Annotated in this window: 22 protein-coding genes; 18 read left to right on the top strand and 4 right to left on the bottom strand. The window is 46.1% G+C overall.

What is annotated here, in order from left to right:
• Positions 1-17: 17 nt before the first annotated feature.
• The gene (yaaA, locus tag ST37_RS11895; RefSeq protein ID WP_084886586.1) at positions 18-794 is read left to right on the top strand and encodes a peroxide stress protein YaaA; all 777 of its coding nucleotides are present in this window, start codon (positions 18-20) and stop codon (positions 792-794) included.
• 76 nt (positions 795-870) lie between these two features.
• On the opposite strand, the gene srmB is transcribed toward yaaA, so the two are convergent.
• The 3 genes from srmB to fldB form a co-directional block, all read right to left on the bottom strand.
• Positions 871-2,094 carry an ATP-dependent RNA helicase SrmB gene (gene srmB, locus ST37_RS11890; RefSeq protein WP_084886583.1) on the bottom strand — a complete coding sequence of 408 codons (1,224 nt, stop codon included), beginning with the start codon at positions 2,092-2,094 and terminating at the stop codon, positions 871-873.
• A gap of 108 nt (positions 2,095-2,202) precedes the next feature.
• The gene (locus ST37_RS11885) at positions 2,203-2,931 is read right to left on the bottom strand and encodes a methyltransferase (RefSeq protein WP_242426281.1); all 729 of its coding nucleotides are present in this window, start codon (positions 2,929-2,931) and stop codon (positions 2,203-2,205) included.
• 3 nt (positions 2,932-2,934) lie between these two features.
• Positions 2,935-3,453 carry a flavodoxin FldB gene (fldB, locus tag ST37_RS11880; RefSeq protein WP_084886581.1) on the bottom strand — a complete coding sequence of 173 codons (519 nt, stop codon included), beginning with the start codon at positions 3,451-3,453 and terminating at the stop codon, positions 2,935-2,937.
• 140 nt (positions 3,454-3,593) lie between these two features.
• On the opposite strand from fldB, the gene xerD reads away from it, so the two are divergent.
• From xerD to ST37_RS11820, 12 genes are all read left to right on the top strand, one after another.
• Complete coding sequence (gene xerD, locus ST37_RS11875; protein WP_277922146.1) at positions 3,594-4,496, top strand: site-specific tyrosine recombinase XerD; 903 nt, start codon at positions 3,594-3,596, stop codon at positions 4,494-4,496.
• Positions 4,497-4,516: 20 nt separating this feature from the next.
• Complete coding sequence (locus tag ST37_RS11870; RefSeq protein WP_084886578.1) at positions 4,517-5,323, top strand: thioredoxin fold domain-containing protein; 807 nt, start codon at positions 4,517-4,519, stop codon at positions 5,321-5,323.
• A gap of 47 nt (positions 5,324-5,370) precedes the next feature.
• A complete protein-coding gene (recJ, locus tag ST37_RS11865) occupies positions 5,371-7,110 on the top strand; it encodes a single-stranded-DNA-specific exonuclease RecJ (RefSeq protein ID WP_084886575.1) in 1,740 nt (579 codons plus the stop codon).
• Positions 7,111-7,250: 140 nt separating this feature from the next.
• Positions 7,251-8,349, top strand: a protein-coding gene (gene prfB / locus ST37_RS11860; protein ID WP_143698191.1) for a peptide chain release factor 2 whose coding sequence is annotated in 2 segments (ribosomal slippage) — positions 7,251-7,325 and positions 7,327-8,349 — 1,098 coding nt in all. Because the reading frame shifts where the segments join, the coding sequence is not laid out codon by codon here.
• 39 nt (positions 8,350-8,388) lie between these two features.
• Positions 8,389-9,921: a lysine--tRNA ligase gene (lysS, locus tag ST37_RS11855; RefSeq protein WP_084886572.1), complete on the top strand. Its 1,533-nt coding sequence runs from the start codon at positions 8,389-8,391 to the stop codon at positions 9,919-9,921.
• Between the two features lie 174 nt (positions 9,922-10,095).
• Positions 10,096-10,452 carry a DUF3316 domain-containing protein gene (locus ST37_RS11850; protein WP_084886569.1) on the top strand — a complete coding sequence of 119 codons (357 nt, stop codon included), beginning with the start codon at positions 10,096-10,098 and terminating at the stop codon, positions 10,450-10,452.
• Between the two features lie 291 nt (positions 10,453-10,743).
• Positions 10,744-11,100 carry a DUF3316 domain-containing protein gene (locus tag ST37_RS11845; protein ID WP_084886566.1) on the top strand — a complete coding sequence of 119 codons (357 nt, stop codon included), beginning with the start codon at positions 10,744-10,746 and terminating at the stop codon, positions 11,098-11,100.
• A gap of 517 nt (positions 11,101-11,617) precedes the next feature.
• On the top strand, positions 11,618-11,974 hold the full coding sequence (locus ST37_RS11840; RefSeq protein ID WP_084886564.1) for a DUF3316 domain-containing protein: 357 nt from the start codon (positions 11,618-11,620) through the stop codon (positions 11,972-11,974).
• A 62-nt stretch (positions 11,975-12,036) separates the two neighbouring features.
• The gene (locus tag ST37_RS11835) at positions 12,037-12,321 is read left to right on the top strand and encodes a hypothetical protein (RefSeq protein ID WP_143698190.1); all 285 of its coding nucleotides are present in this window, start codon (positions 12,037-12,039) and stop codon (positions 12,319-12,321) included.
• Positions 12,322-12,840: 519 nt separating this feature from the next.
• The gene (locus tag ST37_RS11830; RefSeq protein WP_084886558.1) at positions 12,841-13,197 is read left to right on the top strand and encodes a DUF3316 domain-containing protein; all 357 of its coding nucleotides are present in this window, start codon (positions 12,841-12,843) and stop codon (positions 13,195-13,197) included.
• A gap of 237 nt (positions 13,198-13,434) precedes the next feature.
• A complete protein-coding gene (locus ST37_RS11825) occupies positions 13,435-13,788 on the top strand; it encodes a hypothetical protein (protein ID WP_084886555.1) in 354 nt (117 codons plus the stop codon).
• Positions 13,789-14,027: 239 nt separating this feature from the next.
• Entirely contained in the window at positions 14,028-14,366 is a 339-nt protein-coding gene (locus ST37_RS11820) for a DUF3316 domain-containing protein (protein ID WP_084886552.1), read from the top strand.
• Positions 14,367-14,426: 60 nt separating this feature from the next.
• Here the strand turns inward: ST37_RS11820 and ST37_RS11815 are convergent, their stop codons facing one another.
• Positions 14,427-14,885, bottom strand: a complete 459-nt coding sequence (locus tag ST37_RS11815) for a CBS domain-containing protein (protein WP_084886549.1) — start codon at positions 14,883-14,885, stop codon at positions 14,427-14,429.
• Positions 14,886-15,097: 212 nt separating this feature from the next.
• Here ST37_RS11815 and queA point away from each other — a divergent pair, with 212 nt between their 5' ends.
• The 5 genes from queA to secF all read left to right on the top strand — a co-directional run bounded on the left by queA (position 15,098) and on the right by secF (position 20,735).
• On the top strand, positions 15,098-16,153 hold the full coding sequence (gene queA / locus ST37_RS11810; protein WP_084886685.1) for a tRNA preQ1(34) S-adenosylmethionine ribosyltransferase-isomerase QueA: 1,056 nt from the start codon (positions 15,098-15,100) through the stop codon (positions 16,151-16,153).
• Between the two features lie 161 nt (positions 16,154-16,314).
• Positions 16,315-17,445, top strand: a complete 1,131-nt coding sequence (gene tgt, locus ST37_RS11805) for a tRNA guanosine(34) transglycosylase Tgt (RefSeq protein WP_084886546.1) — start codon at positions 16,315-16,317, stop codon at positions 17,443-17,445.
• 122 nt (positions 17,446-17,567) lie between these two features.
• The gene (gene yajC / locus ST37_RS11800) at positions 17,568-17,903 is read left to right on the top strand and encodes a preprotein translocase subunit YajC (RefSeq protein ID WP_084886543.1); all 336 of its coding nucleotides are present in this window, start codon (positions 17,568-17,570) and stop codon (positions 17,901-17,903) included.
• A gap of 21 nt (positions 17,904-17,924) precedes the next feature.
• Positions 17,925-19,778: a protein translocase subunit SecD gene (gene secD / locus ST37_RS11795; protein WP_084886540.1), complete on the top strand. Its 1,854-nt coding sequence runs from the start codon at positions 17,925-17,927 to the stop codon at positions 19,776-19,778.
• A 9-nt stretch (positions 19,779-19,787) separates the two neighbouring features.
• Positions 19,788-20,735 carry a protein translocase subunit SecF gene (gene secF / locus ST37_RS11790; protein ID WP_084886538.1) on the top strand — a complete coding sequence of 316 codons (948 nt, stop codon included), beginning with the start codon at positions 19,788-19,790 and terminating at the stop codon, positions 20,733-20,735.
• Positions 20,736-20,774: the final 39 nt, after the last annotated feature.

The raw sequence follows: 20,774 nt of genomic DNA, 5'->3' as shown, positions 1-20,774 counted from the left end.
GTTGAAAGGATTTTTCTATGTTAGTTGTTGTTTCACCTGCCAAAACGCTTGATTATGAATCGCCATTGGCGACAAGCAAACATACTCAACCAGAGTTTATTAGTGACTCAGCCGAGCTCATTTCGGTGTGCAAAACGCTGACACCTGCTGATATTTCGGGATTAATGAAGGTGAGCGATAAGATTGCGTCACTGAATGCCGTTCGTTTCGAAGAGTGGAGTGAAACAGTCACTACCGAAAATGCCCGCCAAGCGATTTTGGCCTTTAAAGGCGATGTTTATACTGGGCTTGACGCGCAAAGTTTTACTGAGCAGGATTTTGAATTCACCCAAACCCATCTACGAATGTTGTCTGGGCTGTATGGATTATTGCGCCCGCTAGATTTGATGCAGCCATACCGCCTTGAAATGGGCACCAAGCTTGCTAACACACGCGGCACCAATCTTTACCAGTTTTGGGGTACTAAGTTGACCGATAAACTCAATCAAGAGATTGAGCAACATGATCATAAAGTGTTGATTAACCTAGCGTCTAACGAGTACTTTAAAGCGGTTAAGCCAAAGTCGTTAACGGTTCCTGTGGTCACCCCGGTGTTTAAAGATTGTAAGAATGGCAATTATAAAGTGATTAGCTTTTTTGCTAAAAAAGCACGCGGCATGATGGCTCGCTACATTACTCAAAACCAGATCACCGATGTACAAAAGCTGAAGCAGTTTGATGCCGAAGGGTATTACTTCTCTGAGCCAGACTCCACAGCGACGGAACTGGTCTTTAAGCGAGAACAGCAGGCTTAATTCCTAATAGGAAAAGCTACAAGCAAAAAAAAGCCCAAGTTGCATTTTGCACCTCGGGCTTTTTTATCATCATAATCTATTTCTTTTTCGGTTTTTTCTTGGCAACAGCGCTCTTTTTGTCCGCTGGCTTTTTCTTTTTCTTCACGGTCTTGGCTTTTTTATGCGTTGGACGTAAGCCATCAATGAAGCGCTCTTTAATCAGCTCTTTCGTGTAACGCTCGATGCGCTCCATCATTGACTGATCGTGCGCTTCTACCAGTGAGATTGCAGTGCCTTTTTTACCGGCGCGTCCGGTGCGTCCAATGCGGTGTAAATAGACATCGGCAGTGCGTGGCAAGTCGTAGTTGATTACGTGGGTAACGTCTGGAAGGTCAATACCTCGCGCAGCGACATCTGTGGCTAACAATATATTTACTTCACCGTCTCTAAAACGGCGAATAGCATTGTTGCGTCGATCTTGGGGCATTTCACCTTGGATCCAGCTGCAGGTGATGTTGGCAGAGTCTAATTGATTGCGTAGATCGCCCAAACGTTCGCGCGTTTTGATAAACACAATGCTACGTGTGTCAGTTTGCAAAATAGACTTCAGCAGCGCCAGTTTATGCTCAGCGCTGTCTGCACGATGGTAGTACTGCAGAATTTTTTTGCGTTCGCGAGTAGACGGTGTCGCTTCAACTTGTGCCGGATCTTTTAGTAGATCGGCGGTAAAGGAGTCAACGCCATGGCCTTCCAACGTTGCTGAAAATAGCAGTGTTTGCTTACGCCAGCGGCACTCAGCAGACAAACGGTCGACGGTTGGGCCAAAACCCATATCCAACATACGGTCAGCTTCGTCGAGAATCAGCCATTCAATCGCACGGCAATCGAAGCGTTCGCCTTCAATGTACTCCATTAAACGACCGGGCGTTGCCACCACAATGTCTTGCGTATCTGCCAGTGCATCAGCGTGATCTTGGTATTGAACACCACCGGTAATTGAGATGACTTTCAGCGGGGTGTTTTTTGCCAGAGCAATGGCTTGCTCAGTCACTTGAAGCGCCAATTCGCGTGTTGGTGTCAAAATCAGCACACGCGCTGGCCCACCTTTACGGCGAGGGAAGTCTAACAAATACTGTAGAGCAGGAAGAACGAATGCGGCTGTTTTACCGGTACCCGTTGGGGCTGAGGCAAGCACGTCGCGTCCGTCTAAAGCGTGTGGGATCACTTCACCTTGAATTACAGTTGGGCGAGTAAAGCCCATGGCCTCAGTTGCACTAAGTAATACAGGATCTAGGTCTAGGTCGGCGAAGCTTTTTATCACAGAATCTCTCCACAGTATGGATTGGGACATTGGGTCAATTAGAGTATAAGGCGGTTCATACTGAAAACGCTGGCGCATTATAGGAGGTTTTGTGAGTAGGGTCACATGCTAATTCGGCATCTTGAGATAAAAGGCACGAGTTAAGTCAATAAATGCGTCGGTATAGTGGCCATTTTCTTGGATGATTAATTGGCTCTCGATGGTTTTTACAGCCTCTTTAGTACACTCGATGAGCAGGCGTGAGACCGGTTTTGTTGGCGTCGTTTTTACGTAGGTGATGCGAGAGAGACTCATACCCGTATCCTTTAGGTTGTCGATAAACCTTAGCCCTTCGTTATGAGGTAAAATAAAGCTGGCGTGACCTTGCTCATTAAGTAAACGCTGGCAGGCCAGTGCTAAATGGGTGTGAGACAGCGCGATAGTATGCCTTGCACTGGCTCTTGCTTTGTTTTTGGAGGACTCTCCAGCGTCGAAATAAGGCGGATTGCAGATAATGCAATCAACGCCTGCATTAGGCAAAGATAACGAAGGTAAGGTTAGCGCCATTACGTCCTGCTGGTAAATCTCAATTCTTTTTGACCAGGGGCTCATCGCGATATTCGTGGTCGCCGCTTGTATAGCAGTTGGCTCGATGTCAATGGCGACTATGGCAGCGTGTGCGTTTCGCTGTGCCGTCATTAGAGTGAGAAGTCCTGTGCCTGTGCCTATGTCTAACACGGACTCAACGCAACTTAATGAGTTCCACGCCCCTAGCAATACACCGTCGGTGCTAACCGCCATGCCAGCATCGTGTGCGGATATCGCAAACTGCTTAAACCTAAATGGGGCGCGTGACATAGCTTACAGCTTCTCACTGTACTCGGTGAGTATTTGGGTTACCCAGTCGTTTAGCCTGTCGTCAGTAAGATCGTATTGAGAATCTTCATCCAGTGCTAACCCGACAAAGTGGCTCTGATCGTCGGTGAGTGCTTTTGATGCATCAAATTGGTAACCTTGGTTGGGCCAGTACCCAATGATGTTAGCGCCGAGCGGTTTGATCTGGTCGTGTAAAAGCCCCATCGCATCCAGAAACCATTCCCCATAACCTTCTTGATCGCCTAAGCCGTACAATGCGACGAATTTGTTTTTTAGCGGTGCGCCAGCGATGTCCTGCCATATTGCTTCCCAGTCTTCTTGGATTTCACCAAAATCCCATGTAGAGATCCCTAGTATGATGAAATCATAGTCGCTGATAAGAGAAAGGGGGGACTCTTTAACATTAAATATATCGACGGTTTCAGGACCAATGAGCTCGCGAATCTTTTCTGCCACAATTTCGGTGTAGCAGGTGGTCGAGCCATAAAACAATCCGATTTTCATACAACCTCGGCTAGGAATATAGAGAAGGGGGACAAAACTGTCGGTCAGTGTACTCACAAAACGCAGCCGGATCAGCAAATTTGTGGCATTTCCATAGGGGCTGTTTTACCCTAACCCAAACCGCGGAAAGTGAGCCTCCATTGCCCAGTCAAGATCAACCCTTAATCGACCAGTTTTTAGATGCCTTGTGGATGGAAAGAGGATTATCAGAAAATACGCTGTCTTCTTATCGCCAAGACTTTAAGCGGCTTTTACAATGGCTGAGTGACCAAGATCTCTCGTTATTGCACGTCACTAAGGAAGACTTAGTGGGATATCAAGCGTTTTTGACCGATCAAAACTATCAAAACCGTTCACGCGCTCGGATGCTCTCTTCTTTGCGAAAATTATTTCAGTACTTATATCAGCAAAACCAGCGAGCGGATGACCCTAGCGCTTTGTTGGTCAGCCCTAAGATGCCCAAGCGGCTCCCTAAAGATTTGTCAGAGAGCCAGGTAGAGGCGCTATTGGCTGCGCCAAACGTGAATGATGTTATCGAACTGCGCGACAAGGCAATGCTGGAACTGCTCTACGCAACTGGATTACGAGTGACCGAATTGGTGAGCCTCACCGCCGAAAACCTCAGCCTTCGTCAGGGTGTGGTGAGGGTGATAGGTAAAGGTAATAAAGAGCGCCTTGTACCAATGGGTGATAACGCTATATATTGGATTGAACGATTTTTACAGCAAGGCCGGTCTGGTTTATTAGGTGAGACGAGTTCTGATGTGATTTTTCCATCTAAACGCGCCAAGCAAATGACCCGACAGACCTTTTGGCACCGTATAAAACACTATGCAGTAGTTGCGGGTATCGACAGTGACAGTTTATCACCGCACGTGCTAAGACACGCATTTGCAACCCATTTACTCAATCACGGGGCCGATTTACGTGTGGTTCAGTTGCTATTGGGACATAGTGACTTATCCACGACACAAATTTATACTCATGTAGCAACCGAAAGGCTCAAGTCTATTCATCAAGCCCATCATCCGCGCGCATCCTAGAGCGTCAACTTGGAAATACTATGAACAAAATTAACGTTACTTCTTTGGCTTTGGTTACATTTTTTCTCGCTGCCTGTGGCAAACAAGGTGAAGCTCAAGAGTCTACGCAAGTCGCCGCAGCGCCTGTAGCCGTGGTCGAGTCAGTGGAAAGCTCGGCTGAGATGGACCGCGACCAGCTTCTGGCTCGCTTTCTTAAAATCGGTGTGGTTGTTAGTGACATTGAGCCTTCGCCAGAACTGCCAGGACTGCTTGAGTTAACCACCAATCAGGGCACCTTCTTTTCAACAGCCGATGGCAGTTATTTTGTCCCTGGTACTCTGTTTTCTCTCGACGAAAATGGCAATTATGACGATGTCATCGCGGCTAAGCGCGGTCCAAAAATTGTTAAGCTTCTTGAAGCACAAACCGACAGCATGATCGAATATAAAGCGGAAGACGAAAAACATGTGGTGACGGTGTTTACCGATATCACCTGTGGGTATTGCACTAAGCTTCATCGCAACATGAAAGAGTACAACGATCTTGGGATCACTGTTCGTTACCTTGCGTTCCCTCGCGCTGGAGATACCAGTGATGTCGGAACAGCAATGGCCAACATTTGGTGTGCGACCGATCCAAAACAAGCGATGAATCAATCTAAGCTTCGCAGCGAGTTCATTTCTGAAACCGAAGTAAAAGACAAAGATTGTCGCGCTATGGTCAGTGAGCAGTATCAGTTGGGTCGCACTATTGGTGTGAATGGTACTCCTGCCATTTACACAGAAAGTGGCATCAATATTGGTGGCTACCTTGACCCAGACGTCATGCTAAATCGACTACAAAATTAACCACCACTCAAATTGGAGACGGATGCATAGCATCCGTTTTTTTGATCATGATTGAAATTAAACGTCGTCCTTTGACCGATATCGGTCAACTCTCCGATTCTTTGTCCCCGCTATTGCGTCGCATTTACGCAGCTCGCGGCATTGATTCTATGTCGATGCTTGAGCGCAGCGCTAAAGGGTTGTTTGCCCCTACAGAATTGTTCGGCATTGAACGTGCGGCTTCATTGCTGTTTGATGCAGTAAAGCGGCAACAACGAATCATTATTGTGGGTGATTTTGATGCCGATGGCGCCACCAGTTCAGCGCTTTCAGTGCTGGCACTTCGTATGCTCGGTATGTCTAATGTCGATTATTTAGTGCCGAATCGTTTTGAAGATGGTTATGGTTTGTCACCGGAAGTGGTGGATCAAGCGTTGGAGCTCAACGCTGAACTTATCATGACGGTCGATAACGGAGTTTCGTCGCTATCAGGGGTGAAGTACGCCAAAGAGAAAGGGCTGGTGGTTGTGGTGACCGATCACCACTTGCCGGGCGCTGAACTTCCCGTAGCCGATGCGATCGTCAACCCCAATCTCCACCAATGCGACTTTCCATCGAAGGCGTTAGCCGGTGTCGGCGTCGCATTCTATTTGATGCTAGCGTTACGAGCACAAATGCGAAATAGCGGTTGGTTCCAAGCGCAAGGCATCGCTGAGCCCAATTTGTCAGAGCTGCTCGATTTGGTGGCACTGGGTACGGTGGCCGACGTGGTTCCGTTAGATCAGAACAATCGTATTTTGGTTCATCAAGGGCTGCAGCGCATTAGAGCGGGAAAAGTTCGCCCCGGCATACAAGCACTTATAGAAGTTGCAAAACGTAATCCGAGTCGATTAGTCGCCTCTGATTTCGGATTCGCATTGGGGCCACGGATCAACGCGGCTGGACGTCTTGACGATATGTCGTTTGGGGTTGAGCTACTCATGTGTAATAACATTCATGCAGCGCGTCGAATGGCCAGCGAGCTGGACGGTCTCAACCAAACTCGTCGAGAGATCGAAGAGGGTATGAAGCAAGAAGCGATGGCGTTTTGTGAGCGATTGCAATTTGACGACAAGCAGCAAATGCCGTTTGGCTTAGCGCTGTTTCAAGCTGACTGGCACCAAGGCGTCATTGGCATTTTAGCCTCACGCATTAAAGATCAATTCCATCGCCCCGTCATTGCCTTTGCAAGCGGTGGCGACGGGATCATCAAAGGGTCGTGTCGGTCGATTGTTGGTGTACATATGCGTGATCTACTGGATCGTATTGATGTGCAAAACCCGGGTTTGATTTTGAAATTTGGCGGTCACGCGATGGCAGCAGGGCTGTCGATAAACGAAGTGGATTATGACCGCTTTTGCGCTTTGTTTGACCAAGCGGTACGACAAGAGATCGACGAAGATGCGCTGCGAGGTGTGGTATTGTCCGATGGCGAACTAACACCAGAAGAGTTTTCTATGCATACCGCCCACGACATTCGCTCTGGCGGGCCATGGGGACAAGCCTTTCCCGAACCGATTTTTGATGGGGAATTTAAAGTACTCAATCAAAAATTGGTGGGTGAGAAGCATTTAAAGCTTATCGTGGAGCCTATTTTTAAAGGGCACAATAGCAATGTCATGTTAGATGCCATTGCGTTTAATGTGGATCTTAGACGCTGGCCGGATGCCTCAGCAAAAAGTGTGCGTATGGCCTATCGTCTCGATATCAATGAGTTTCGTGGCAATCAGTCACTACAGCTGATGGTAGAAGTATTAGAAGCGCCTTAACCATTCATCACCAATAAACCAAATTCACCGGCCACTCCCTTGGGAGTGGCCGCTTTATAATCGTTCAAAAAATACCTGTATCTCGGTCACATTTTCAAGTAAAATCCGAGAGTTTTTCTACGCGTAAATAAATCAATTATATGTTTGAAATCAATCCGATTAAAAACCGTATTCAGGATGTGTCTGAACGCACAAATATCCTGAGGGGGTACCTTTGACTATGACGCCAAAAAAGAGCGTCTAGAAGAGGTTAATGCAGAATTAGAGCAACCAGATGTATGGAACGAACCTGAACGTGCGCAAGCACTGGGTAAAGAGCGTTCATCATTGGAGGCCGTAGTAGAAACCATCGACCAACTCGACCAAGGCGTTGAGGATGTTGAAGGGCTACTGGAGCTTGCGGTTGAAGAAGAAGATCAAGAGACGTTTGACGAAGTTGAAGCCGAATTGTGTGATTTGGAAGCCAAGCTAGAGAAGCTTGAGTTTCGTCGTATGTTTGCAGGCGATCACGACGGGAGCGACGCGTACATCGATTTGCAGTCGGGTTCTGGTGGCACCGAAGCTCAGGATTGGACCAATATGATGCTGCGCATGTATTTGCGTTGGGCTGAGTCAAAGGGCTTTAAAGCAGAAGTAATTGAAGTCTCTGAAGGTGAGGTTGCGGGTCTTAAATCGGCCACGGTTCGCATCAGTGGCGAGTACGCGTATGGCTGGCTTCGCACCGAAACCGGCGTGCATCGTTTGGTTCGTAAGTCTCCGTTTGATTCTGGCGGTCGCCGTCATACGTCGTTCGCTTCTGCGTTTATATACCCAGAGATTGATGACAATATTGATATCGACATTAACCCGTCAGATTTACGAATTGATGTATACCGAGCATCCGGTGCGGGTGGTCAGCATGTAAACACCACCGAGTCAGCTGTGCGTATTACTCACTTGCCTACTAATACTGTGGTGCAGTGCCAAAACGATCGCTCTCAGCATAAAAACAAAGACCAAGCGATGAAACAGCTTCGCGCAAAACTGTTTGAGCTGGAACTGCAAAAACAAAATGCAGAAAAGCAAGCCAACGAAGACGCGAAATCCGACATCGGTTGGGGCAGCCAGATCCGTTCATACGTGCTGGATGATTCACGCATTAAAGATTTACGCACTGGCGTTGAAAACCGCAATACCCAAGCGGTGCTCGACGGCGATTTAGACAAATTTATTGAAGCCAGCCTAAAATCAGGGCTGTAAGCTTTTTTTACCGACTTAACACAACAGGATAGATCGACAATGACTGATGCTGTTCAAAATGATCAAGCGGCACAACAAAGTGCTCAAGAAGAAAATAAACTGATTGCAGAGCGTCGCGCTAAGCTCGACGAAATCCGCAAAAACTGTAGCTCAAACGGCCACCCAAACGATTTTCGTCGTGACAGCCTAGCGGGTGATCTACAGCAGAAGTTTGGTGAAAAAAGCAAACAAGAACTTGAAGAGCTAAACCATGTGGTTGCGATTGCCGGTCGCATCATGGCAAAACGTGGTCCTTTCTTGGTGATCCAAGAAACATCGGGTCGCATTCAAGCTTACGCGGCAAAAGACGTTCAAAAAGAGCTTAAAGCGAAATACCAAGGCCTAGACATTGGTGACATCGTTGGCGTTAAAGGTGCTCTTCATAAATCAGGTAAGGGCGATCTTTACGTGAATATGGAAGAGTATGAGTTGCTCACTAAAGCACTTCGTCCACTGCCAGAAAAATTCCACGGTCTTACTGACCAAGAGATGCGCTATCGCCAACGTTACGTTGACTTGATTGTAAACGAAGACTCTCGCTCTGCGTTTATCATTCGCTCTAAGCTGGTCTCTTCTATTCGTAGCTTTATGAGTTCAAAAGGCTACTTGGAAGTGGAAACTCCGATGATGCACGCGATCCCTGGCGGCGCAACAGCGCGTCCTTTCATTACCCATCACAATGCGCTCGATATTGATATGTATTTGCGCGTAGCACCAGAGCTGTATTTGAAGCGTTTGGTTGTGGGTGGATTTGATCGCGTATTCGAAATCAACCGTAACTTCCGTAACGAAGGTTTGTCGCCTCGTCACAACCCAGAATTTACCATGATGGAGTTCTACCAAGCCTACTCTGACTACAAAGACTTGATGGATTTGACCGAAGAAATGCTTAGCACCGTTGCTATGGACGTTCTGGGTTCAACCTCAATGCCTTACGGTGATGAAACCGTTGAGTTCGGTGGAACCTATGCACGTTTGAGCATGTTTGAAGCGATCAAGCAGTACAATCCAGACCACGGTCAAATTCAAGCACTGACTGAAGCCGATCTACAAGACCGTGATTTGATGGTGTCGATCGCAAAATCTGTGCACGTGGATGTAGAAACGTTCTGGACTTGCGGCCAACTGCTTGAAGAGATCTTTGGCGAAACCGCTGAGCCTAAGCTTATCCAGCCAACCTTTATTACTGGTTACCCGGCAGATATCTCACCATTGGCTCGCCGTAGTGATGACAATCCTTTCTTTACAGACCGTTTTGAATTCTTTATCGGTGGTCGTGAAGTTGCCAATGGCTTCTCTGAGCTTAACGATGCAGAAGACCAAGACGCTCGCTTTAAAGCGCAGGTTGAAGCAAAAGATGCCGGTGATGATGAAGCAATGTACTACGACGCCGATTACATTACGGCACTCGAGCACGGTCTTCCGCCAACAGCAGGGCAGGGTATTGGTATCGATCGTTTAGCGATGCTATTTACCAACACGCACACCATTCGTGACGTGATTTTGTTCCCAGCTATGCGTCCTCAGCAATAGCCAGATTTACGACTTAATTTAACCGGCCTAGGAAACTAGGCCGGTTTTTTTTGTCTTTTTTTTGGTCAACAGTGATCTGTTGTTGTAAGCCTTGCCGTAGAACTTCATGAATCTAGCAAACAACATTTTGGTCTCGCAGCTTAGAGACTTATTTTTAAAAAGTAAGGAATCGTTATGAACAAATTAATCGCTCTATCAGCCGCTCTACTAGTCAGTACTACTGCGTTTGCCTCTGGCCAATATAAAGACGTGTCGACCAATCAATCTGCTCGCTTTATTACAGAAGGCGTAAGCAGCCAGGAAGAAGCACAAGCTCTAGCAAGTACGTTTGTCGATGACTTGGACAGCAAAAGTAATATTGAGCTAAGCCAACAATTGCCAACGCCACACCTTCGTATGGACAAGCGCAGTATGGAAGTGACGGATACTGAGCTAAGCTTCATCACCGAAGAAGCAACCGATGGTAGCACCACTTATCGCGCCGTTGTTGATGTGGATTACACCTACAACTACCGTGCAGACAAGAGTTAATTGAATTCTCGCAATTTAACGCCTCGCTCATACGCGGGGCGTTTTCATTTCTAAGTGCCCGTAAAAAAGCAAAATGTAGCAAACTTTGAAAGGGCGCAGCACAAGAAATGTCAATTTGTTAGCAGCTTCCGTAAAGATGTGTAAACGAAAAAGCCTTAAAAGTAAGCCTGTGTAAACTCGCTCGCGTGATGCAGATCAACTTGTTACCTTTATTTCAACGCAGAGAGATGTCGCGATTAACACAGTTTATGACTCACCTTTTGAGTCACTCAAATTAAGTAAGGGATCGTTATGAAAAAAGTAATCACATTAGCAGCAGCACTACTTCTTAGCACATCAGCACTGGCAGCCACCCAATACAAAGATGTGTCGACTAACCAGACGGCGCGTTACTTAACCGACGCAGTATCAACTCAAGCTGAAGCTGAAGCACTTGCTACCACTTTTGTGAGTGAGCTTGAAGAAAAAAGCAACTTTGAGCTTAGTCAGCAGTTGCCAACACCGCACCTTCGTATGGACAAACGCAGTATGGAAGTCACGGATACTGAACTGAGCGTTGTGACAGAAGAAGCCGATGATGGCTCGGTAAACTACCGCGCGGTAGTCGATGTTGACTACTCATATAAATACCGCTCTAGCAAAGGTTAATATTTCGCTAGCACTAAAAGCCTCGCACCTGCGGGGCTTTTTTCTTTTTGAGTTTCGTCATTTACCTATAGAGATGAAAGTTGGCAAGTGGGTCGCATCATTACGGCTTTATTAACAGCGCTTGCTGCTGAGATGCCACTACTCATGACTCACTTGACTGACATGGAGTCGATGATTTCACCATATTTTGCCATTGATAATAATTTTATAGATAAAAAGTGATCCAATTAGGTTGTGCACTACGTATTAATTCATGCAAGCAGCAATGAGAGCGAAGACATTGTTGTCTTTGGCTCTAAAGCATTGATGAAACAAGGCCCATTGAGGTGCGAAGTGTCAATTTAAACGCTAGAAACGTAAAGAAACGTAAGCGAAACGAGCGGTTAAGTAAGCAAGTGTAAACTCACTGGTGTGACACAGATCAAATTGGTACTTTGTATTCAACGCAGCAAACATGCATTAGCAAACACATTTTGTCTCCTCATTGAGAGACACTTTTTTAAAGTAAGGGATCGTTATGAAAAAAGTTATCACTCTAGCAGCAGCACTTCTTCTTAGTACGTCAGCGTTCGCAGCGACACAATACAAAGATGTTACCACCAATCAGACCGCTCAATATGTGACTGATGCTGTGTCATCTCAAGCGGAAGCGGAATCTTTGGCAACAAACTTTGTGACTGAACTTGAAGCGAAAAACAGTCTAGAGCTTAGCCAGCAGCTGCCTACGCCTCACTTGCGTATGGACAAACGCAGCATGGAAGTGTCGGACACTGAACTGAGTGTTGTGGCTGAAGAAGCAGAAGATGGCTCTGTGAGCTACCGCGCAGTGGTTGATGTAGATTACAACTACAGCTACCGCGCAGCAAAAAGCTAATTAATTAGTGAACAACTGACGCTCTGTTAGCCCCGCTTGGGGCTTTAAATAGGTAAGGGGTAATGATGAACAAAGCAATCGTATTAGCCGCGCTATTGGTAAGCAGTTCAACCATGGCAGCAACCTCATTCACTAATGAGGTCTCCAATCAAAGTGATGATACCTTCCTTAGTACTGTCTCTTCTCAAGACAGCGCTAGCACGCAGATCACTAATGTCATTGCGCAACTGGATGAGAAGCAAGATTTGTCTTTGACTCAGCAACCCCCTATACCAGAGCTTCGTAGTGACACAGATGGTTTTGCCTCTATCGAAATAGAGTTCTCTTCTCGATCAGATGATTTGTAAACCGACAACTGTATTCAAGGCCCCGCATTATGCGGGGCTTTTTTGTGTCGACGCAAAAGTAGCAGCAATGGATTGTTCACTGCTAAGCCAAAGAACGAGTTGGACGAGTTGGACGTTGTAACCAGTTAAGTTAATTGGGAGTGGATTAGCATGCTCGCAAACGAGACTTTTAGCCAAAATATCAGCCAAAGAAAATTCATTTCAATTTTTAAAAGAAATAACTGATCTATTTAGGTTGTGCACTACGTAAAACCTTATGACAACGCAATGTGAGTTGCAACTAAGGGTCTCGATTAAGAGTAGCCTGTTGAAAATAAGTAGTCAGTAGGGTTATCAGCGTCAATTTAAAGGCCAGATTCGTAAAGATACGTAAACGAAATCGCGCCGAAAGTAAGCAAGTGTAAACCCACTAGCGTGACGCAGATCAAATTGTTAATTTAACTTCAACGCAGCAAACAGCACTAGCAAATTAATTAGTCTCACCATTTTAGAGACGCACTTATTCAGTAAGGGATCGTTATGAAAAAAGTAATCACACTAGCAGCAGCACTACTTCTTAGTACCTCAGTATTTGCAGCAAATCAATACAAAGATGTTACGACCAATCAGACAGCACAATACGTTACAGACGCTGTGTCGACTCAAGCAGAAGCTGAAGCGTTAGCAAATGGCTTTGTAACTGAGTTGGATGGCAAAAACAACTTTGAACTAAGCCAGCAATTGCCAACGCCACATCTACGTATGGACAAACGTAGCATGGAAGTAACGGATACGGAGCTGAGCTTTGTAACGGAAGAAGCAGCCGATGGCTCACTAAATTACCGTGCAGTTGTTGACGTTGATTACACGTACAACTATCGCGCTGATAAAAGCTAATTCGAACTCGCTTAGAAAGGCCCCGCAGATGCGGGGCTTTTTTTGTGTATGGCTACGAGCAAATGATACGCTCACAAACTAGAATGACTCATTGTTCACCAGCGTGATCTTCCTCACAATTAAGTGCGTACAATCGATATCGAGTCGACCAATGAGCTTCAACCGGCTCTGATTCATTTGGCGCTATTTAACCTTAGTTGGTTTATGGCCATTATCTGTTGAATAGGTGGATAGATTATGAATGCACTAAGTTTAATCGTGACAGGGTTAGCATTGAGCTCAACGCTCAGCTATGCAAGCAGTTTTAAAGAGGCTACGACTCATCAACGTGCTCAATTTGTGACTGATTCTGTATCTTCTGAAGCGAAAGCAGAGGATTTAGCCAATAAATTTGTCGCTGAGATGTATGAAAAAGATAGCCTGGCTCTTAGTCAAAAACTGCCGACGCGTCACCGACGAGCTGACAAGCGTACTTTTGAAATTACCAGCACAAGTGTCCATTACAAGACGGAACTACGCCATGGAGGCGTTCCGGCCGTGCAAGGTGTGATTGATGTCAAGTACACCTACACCTATCGCGCTAAGAAGTAATAGTATAAGAAGCAGGGGCAAGTGGGCCACTCACCTCGACACTCAGTGGCGGTAGCAGCAAACACTTTCATGTTGTCATTCAGATTCGGAGCAATGCTTTGTTGAGCATTTAGTACTAAAGTTAACTCTATGGCGTTAGTACGGTATCAACATAGAGGGATCGTTGAAGTGTTATCGCCATTGTTACAGTGGCCATTAAAACAATGGCCACTTATATGAATTTCAGAGGATGAAATAATATGAAAATTGCTATGATTATGGCAGCCAGTTTGGTTGTTAGTACTTCTTCGTTCGCCAGTCTACAATCGGCCAATTCGAGTGCCGACCTAACCACACACACAGTGGCATCTCAAGCTAAAGCTAGGGCTCTAGCGGCTGAGTACGTAGCGTCACTGAACGCGATGAGTGGGGCTGAGTTGAGTAAGAAACTACCGCACTACCACGGGGGAGTCGACGTTAACTCCTTTTCGCTCACCAATACTAAGATTATTACCGTAATCGATCTTTCTCATGGCGGCGTACCAGCCTACAAAGGCATGATCGATATCGATTATACCTACCAATATAATGCTAAGTAGTTAGTCTACTTAGCATATTGCTGGTTCGGTTATTAATTCAGATTGCGCGAACCTAGAGCCTTAGAACTCATTGTCAGTCACTTCATCGACGATGGGTTCTATTTCTTCCTGGAGCTCTAAAAGATTAATCGCGATGGTGACAAAGTCTGAGTCAGTAATGATCCCGACCAGTTTTTTATGAGAAACAACAGGTAAGCAACCCACTTTGTGTTTTTGCATGTACGTTGCGCTTTCTCTTAACCCGGCTTGGGGGGCGACGGTCATTACGCTTTTACACATAGCTTCACCTAGAGGCGTGCTGAGTGTGTATTTATTCAATGATTCGTCTTCGTGAAGACTGGACTCTTGAGCTGCGAGGATGTCTCGCTGAGTCACTAGCCCTAATAATTCTCCTTCTGCAGTCACGACCGGAACGTGGCGAATATCTTTCTCATGCATGAGTTGCTTTGCGTCGGCTAAAGAGTTTGAACGCAGCAATGAATGAGGATTACGAGTCATGAGCTCTTCAATTTTGATCATCTCAACCTCCTAAATCACTTCCATCGACACTAAAACCAAACGTTTTAGTATTGGGAGATATTTCCACTATAGTGTTTTTAGCGTCAGCAAGGTTGGAAACGGATCACAGTGATAAGAGTAAATTTGTCGTAATCGAACCACTCTTTGATGAACATCAAATTGAAAATGGGTATACTGCCCATCGCTTAATTAACCAACCAGATTTTAACACCATGCAAGTATCTGATTTTCATTTCGATCTCCCTGATGAGCTGATCGCTCGCTATCCGACCGCTGACCGTACAGCCAGTCGTTTACTTCACCTGCAAGGTAACAGTGGGCAATTGGATGATAAGCACTTCACCGACATTTTATCCCTTGTCAATGAAGGTGATTTATTGGTGTTCAACAACACACGCGTTATCCCAGCTCGGCTGTTTGGCAAAAAAGCCAGTGGTGGAAAAATTGAGGTATTGGTAGAACGTATGTTGGATGAGCACTCGCTGCTCGCCCATGTTCGTTCCTCAAAATCACCAAAACCCGGCACATTGTTGTATCTCGGTGATGAAGAACAGTATGAAGCGGAAATGGTTCAGCGACATGGCGCGCTGTTCGAAATCCGATTTACCTGCGACAAAGCGGTCCTTCAAATATTGAATGAGGTAGGGCACATGCCACTGCCTCCTTATATAGACCGTCCTGACGAAGACGCCGATAAAGAACGTTATCAAACGGTGTATAACAAGGTGCCAGGTGCAGTCGCTGCGCCAACCGCAGGCTTGCACTTTGATGACGAAATCTTAGGAAAAATCAAAGCTAAAGGCGTAGAGTTTGCTTACGTTACATTGCATGTCGGTGCCGGAACGTTTCAACCGGTAAAAGTGGACAATATTAATGACCACCATATGCACGCGGAGTACGTTGAAGTCCCTGAAGAAGTTGTGCAAGCCATCGCGCAAACCAAAGCTCGAGGTGGTCGAGTGATCGCTGTGGGAACCACATCAGTGCGTTCGCTGGAAAGTGCCGCTCAGAGCGCACTTAAAAATGGCACAGAGTTAGTGCCCTATTTCGATGACACCGAAATCTTTATTTTCCCTGGTTATCAATTTCAACTGGTGGACGCGTTATTGACGAACTTCCACCTACCAGAATCTACGTTAATCATGTTGGTGAGTGCATTTGCCGGTTACGACCACGTAATGAATGCTTATCGACATGCCGTCGAACAGCAGTATCGCTTCTTTAGTTATGGCGATGCGATGTTTGTGGAAAAACAGCACAGCGATTAAGCTTTGCTCATTTATTCGAGTGCTAGCAGCATGCTAGAGAGTATCACTACAACGTGGTTGTAGCACTTTTCGCAAGGAATGCGACCGCTCACGAACGAGGGTAGACCTTCAGTCTGCCCTTTGGTTAATCGTCAGACTGTTTCTCTGACATTGGAGGCTTCGTGAAGTTAACATTTAATTTAAACAAAACCGATGGTAATGCGCGTCGTGGTCAATTGACCTTCGAACGTGGCACGGTTCAAACCCCCGCTTTTATGCCAGTAGGCACTTACGGCACTGTAAAAGGCATGACCCCTGAAGAGGTGAAAGGTACTGGCGCAGAAATTCTGCTCGGTAATACCTTCCACTTGTGGCTACGCCCAGGTCAAGAAGTGATGAAAATGCACGGTGATTTGCATGACTTTATGCACTGGCATGGCCCAATTTTGACTGACTCGGGCGGCTTTCAGGTCTTCAGTTTAGGCGATATCCGTAAGATCACTGAAGAAGGGGTACATTTTAGAAACCCTGTCAATGGTGACAAAATTTTTATGGATGCCGAGAAGTCCATGGAAATCCAGAAAGATCTTGGCTCTGATATCGTGATGATATTTGACGAGTGTACTCCTTATCCAGCAACGCATGACGAAGCGAAAAAGTCGATGGAGATGTCTTTGCGTTGGGCTCAGCGTTCGCGCGATCATTTTGACAAGCTCGAAAACCCTAACTCTCTATTTGGTATTGTGCAGGGTGGTGTGTACGAAGATCTACGCGACGTATCAGTAAAAGGCCTCACGGAAATTGGCTATGACGGTTACGCGGTTGGTGGTCTTGCTGTTGGTGAGCCGAAAGAAGACATGCACCGTATTTTGGAGCATACCTGTCCACAATTGCCAGAAGACAAGCCACGTTACCTAATGGGCGTAGGTAAACCTGAAGACTTAGTGGAAGGCGTTCGCCGTGGTATTGACATGTTTGATTGTGTGATGCCAACGCGAAATGCACGAAATGGTCACCTCTTTGTCACTGGTGGAATCATCAAGATTCGTAACGCAAAACACAAAACGGATACTACGCCACTGGATCCAGAGTGTGATTGCTACACCTGTAAAAATTACTCTAAGGCGTACTTGCATCATTTGGATCGTTGTAATGAAATTTTAGGTGCTCGCCTAAATACCATTCATAATTTACGTTACTACCAGCGTGTGATGGAAAGCATTCGCCAAGCAATTGATGAAGATAGATTTGATGAATTTGTGAGCGAGTTTTACGCCAGACGCGATCGTGACGTGCCACCGCTTGGAAAGTAAGTGATCAAATTCACATTCCGTTATTAAATAAAATTGAGGCGAAGCGGGCTAGACCTTGAAATCTGGTATGCTTGGCCTCACTTTTTAGTTTTCTATTTAAATATTATAAAAGGAACAACCCAATGAGTTTCTTCATTTCTAATGCTCACGCAGCAGCTGAAGGCGCACCAGCAGGTGGCGGTTTTGAAATGCTAATCATGCTTGGTATGTTTGGCCTGATTTTCTACTTCATGATTTTCCGTCCACAATCAAAGCGTGTGAAAGAGCACAAGAACCTAATCTCGTCAATTTCGAAAGGCGATGAGATCCTAACCTCGGGTGGCCTTGTAGGTAAAGTGACTAAGATTGCTGATGACAATGATTTTATCTCAATCGAGCTTAACCAAAGCAATGAGATCATGATTAAGAAAGATTTCGTGTCTAACGTACTGCCTAAAGGTACGCTTAAGTCTCTATAAGAGCAGCTAGAGGATCTTGCTGTGTTAAACAGATACCCACTATGGAAGTACATTATGGTGGCATTGATCATTATGATCGGTGCTCTGTACGCGCTTCCAAATATCTACGGTGAAGATCCAGCGATACAAGTAACAGGGGCACGTGGTGCCTCTGTTGATTTGGCGACGTTGGATACCATTACCAAAGTACTTGAAAAAGAAAGCCTTGCTACCAAATCCGTTGCCTTAGAAGACGGTTCTATTCTTGTTCGCTTCCTCGATACTGACACTCAAATCGCTGCAAGAGACGTGCTATCGGGTTCACTTGATTCTGACTTGATAGTGGCACTTAATTTGGCGGCTGCAACCCCCAATTGGCTAGAGTCTATTGGTGCAAACCCAATGAAACTCGGTTTGGACTTACGTGGCGGTGTTCACTTCCTGATGGAAGTGGATATGGATGCGGCATTGTCTAAGTTAGTGGGTCAGCAGGAAGAAGCCTTCCGCAGTGAATTACGTGAAGACAAAATTCGTTATCGTGCGGTTCGAGCTCATTCTGATTCTGTTGAAGTGATTCTTCGTGATCAAGACCAGCTAGACCAAACCGCAAGATTGTTGAAAACCAATCACCCAGATATGGTTTTCACCGAGCAAACCTCTGCCGGTAACTTTGTATTAAAAGCAGAGTTTACGGAAGCGCGCTTACAAGAAGTGCGTAACTACGCCGTCGAGCAAAACATCACCATTCTCCGTAATCGTGTTAACGAGCTTGGCGTTGCCGAACCATTGGTTCAGCGTCAGGGGGCCAGCCGCATTGTGGTTGAGCTGCCAGGTGTTCAAGATACCGCTCGCGCTAAAGAGATCTTGGGTGCAACTGCGACGCTTGAGTTCCGCGAAGTGGACGACACTGCAGACCTTGTCGCCGCAGCCAATGGCCGTGTCCCCGCGGGTAGTGAGATTAAGTATGATCGTGACGGTCGCCCTGCGGTATTGAAAAAACGCATTATTCTTGGCGGTTCGAGCATTACAGACGCAAGCTCTAGCACCGATGAATATGGACGCCCTCAGGTGAATATTTCATTGGACAGCGATGGCGGCAGTAAGATGTCTGCTTTCTCACGTCAAAACGTGGGTAAGCTAATGGCCACGGTCTTTGCAGAATACAAAGACAGCGGTAAGCGTACAGCGGATGGCAAAGTGATCTTGGATAAGCACGAAGAGGTGATTAACCAAGCGACTATCCAAACCGCATTGGGCCGTAACTTTCGTATAACGGGTATCGATTCTGTTGCTGAAGCGCATAACTTAGCCTTGCTATTGCGTGCTGGCGCACTGATTGCGCCTATATCAATCGTTGAAGAGCGCACCATTGGACCTTCAATGGGACAGCAAAACATCGATATGGGTGTTCAAGCTTGTTTGTGGGGTATGCTGGCCGTAATGCTATTTACAGCAGTTTACTATCGCAAGTTTGGCCTAGTGGCAAACCTGGCTCTTGTGGTTAACCTTGTGTTGATTGTGGGGGTCATGTCTATGATCCCAGGTGCGACCATGACCCTACCGGGTATAGCTGGTATTGTACTGACCGTTGGTATGGCTGTAGATGCGAACGTACTGATCTTTGAGCGGATACGTGAAGAGCTTAGAGAAGGTCGCAATCCGCAACAAGCTATTCACCAAGGTTATGCAAATGCGCTAAGCACCATTGCTGATGCGAACGTGACTACGTTGATCACTGCAGTCATTCTTTTCGCAGTGGGTACGGGTGCCATCAAAGGTTTTGCCGTGACACTGTCAATCGGTATTCTGACCTCAATGTTTACAGCCATCATAGGCACCCGTTGTGTGGTGAACCTTATGTATGGTGGTAAGCGTATTGATAAGCTGTCGATCTAGGAGTTATTGATGTTTCAAATATTGAAACCAGACATGATGATCGACTTCATGCGTTGGTCAAAAGGTGCATTTGTATTATCGATTGTGGTAATCGGTGCAGCGCTATTTTCCCTGTCTACCAATTGGTTAAATTGGGGCTTGGATTTCACAGGTGGTACGTTAATTGAAGTGGGCTTTGAACAGCCTGCTGATCTTGAGCAAATTCGTAGTTCGCTAGAAGCGAAAGGGTTTGGTGATGCCACAGTGCAAAACTTTGGTTCTTCACGTGAGGTTATGGTTCGCCTACGTCCTCGTGATGACGTTCAAGGTGAGGTACTGGGTAACCAGATTCTCGATGCAATTAAAGAAGGTACTGGTGAGAGTGTAGAGATGCGCCGAATCGAGTTTGTTGGCCCTAACGTGGGTGACGAACTGGCTGAAGCAGGCGGCATGGCGATTATTGTATCGCTGATCTGTATCTTGCTGTACGTCTCTATGCGCTTTGAGTGGCGTCTTGCTGCTGGTGCGGTAATGGCATTGGCCCACGATATTATTATCACTATCGGCGTGTTTTCGTTCTTGCAGATTGAAGTGGACCTAACCATCATTGCAGCCTTGTTAACGGTAGTGGGGTACTCACTCAACGATACCATTGTTGTATTTGACCGTATTCGTGAAAACTTCCGCAAGATGCGTAAAGGTGAGCCTGCTGAAATCATTAATGGCTCAATCAGCCAGACATTAAGTCGTACCCTGATTACCTCAGCAACAACTTTGTTTGTTGTGATTGCACTCTTTACTCAAGGTGGCGCGAATATCCATGGATTTGCAACTGCGTTGCTGTTAGGTATTGTAGTTGGTACTTATTCATCGATTTACGTCGCTTCTGCGTTGGCCCTAAAACTGGGTATCAACAAAGAACACCTTATGCCACCACAAGTGGATAAAGAAGGCGCTGAATTTGACGAAATGCCGTAAATTCGCATAAGTAATGGAATAATTAATAGCGATCAGAGT

Origin of the sequence: Vibrio sp. qd031 (assembly GCF_002100145.1) — a bacterium.
Classification (GTDB): domain Bacteria; phylum Pseudomonadota; class Gammaproteobacteria; order Enterobacterales; family Vibrionaceae; genus Vibrio.
This window is presented reverse-complemented; position numbering and strand designations above follow the sequence as displayed.